The following is a 1,357-nucleotide window of genomic DNA, read 5'->3' on the forward strand; positions in this document are numbered from 1 at the left end:
GGATGATGAGATGAACACCTCAAGTGCAAACGGCGTCGCAATGCACCAATATTGATTTGACGATTCAATATAAATCACAAGAGGTGTTCAAATGAAAGTATGTCTAATTGGAATTGATTTGGCAAAAAATACGCTTCAAGTCTGTGGTGTTAACCAGGCAGGAAAGCCGATTTTTAATAAAGCACTAAAAAGAAACAAGCTGTTGCCATTCCTGCTGAACTATCCAGACGCTATTGTCGCTATGGAAGCTTGTTCAGGCTCAAACTACTGGGGACGTGAATTGGAAAAGCTAAACATCAAGGTAAGGCTGATCCCGCCAATTCACGTAAAGCCCTTTGTTAAGGGTAATAAAAACGATAGGAATGATGCCTTTGCTATCACAGAAGCTGCCGTAAGGCCGAGCATGTATTTCGTTAAACCGCGGAGTCTGGAACAAACAGAATCTTCCATGCTGCACAAAGTGAGAAGCCGCTGGGTGAGCCAAAAGACCAGGCTGACAAACCAACTACGCGGATTATTGAATGAGTACGGTATTGTGATAGCTCCAGGGGACAAGGCACTAAAGCATAAGTTAACAGAAATCTTAGAGGATGGAGAAAATGACCTAAGTTCAGGCATTAGGCATTTGATAGGCAATGTCAGACAAGAATGGCAAGAGGTGGAAGCACGGTTAAGCGATATAGATGCTTTAATGCGCTCACAAGTAAAGTCAGATGAGGATTGTCGGCGATTAGTAAAGATAAAAGGTGTATCGACTATCACGGCCACAGCAATTAAAGCCTTTGCTGGCGATGGTAAGCACTTTAAAAATGGCAGGCATTTCTCTTCAAACTTGGGTTTAGTTCCTAAAGAGCACTCTAGTGGAGGCAAGCAAAAAATAAATGGCATAACCAAACGAGGCAATCAATACATAAGGCGCTTGCTTATTCAAGGTGCGTGGAGTGTCTTACGTTATGCTAAACAAAGTGATGACGGTCTATCGAATTGGGCAGAAAAAGTCATGGAGCGCCGGGGCAAACACAAAGCAGTGGTTGCGGTGGCAAATAAGCTAGCACGGATAATCTGGTCAATGTTGGCAAATAAAACAGAGTACAAAGTAGTGTAACCAACCTACTAAGCTAGAAAGGTAATGATTTAACAGGTTAAACCGACCTCTGTGAACGCTGGCAGACACACAGAAACATCAAGTTCGAAGGGACGATTAGCAGCAGAGGGGCGGTTCTCATTAGGGCCAAAGGTCGACGAACCTTACAAACAGGCCGGATATACGTAAGCAGCTTAACCAGTTAATCAAAGAATGAAAAATTAGTAGTCCAGACCTTAATAAAAGTCTGGACAGAGTCGAGGTGTACATATA

At 43.0% G+C, this 1,357-nt stretch carries 1 protein-coding gene; it reads left to right on the forward strand.

Annotated features, from left to right (window positions below):
- Positions 1 to 91 precede the first annotated feature (91 nt).
- Positions 92 to 1,105 carry an IS110 family RNA-guided transposase gene (locus tag PRUB_RS00080; protein ID WP_010387466.1) on the forward strand — a complete coding sequence of 338 codons (1,014 nt, stop codon included), beginning with the start codon at positions 92 to 94 and terminating at the stop codon, positions 1,103 to 1,105.
- Positions 1,106 to 1,357: the final 252 nt, after the last annotated feature.

The sequence above is a fragment of the Pseudoalteromonas rubra genome (assembly GCF_000238295.3).
GTDB classification, from domain to species: Bacteria; Pseudomonadota; Gammaproteobacteria; order Enterobacterales; family Alteromonadaceae; genus Pseudoalteromonas; species Pseudoalteromonas rubra.

Excerpts from the sequence above, each read along its gene's own strand:
- PRUB_RS00080 (WP_010387466.1), top strand. The coding sequence starts at position 92 with ATGAAAGTATGTCTAATTGGAATTGATTTGGCAAAAAATACGCTTCAA.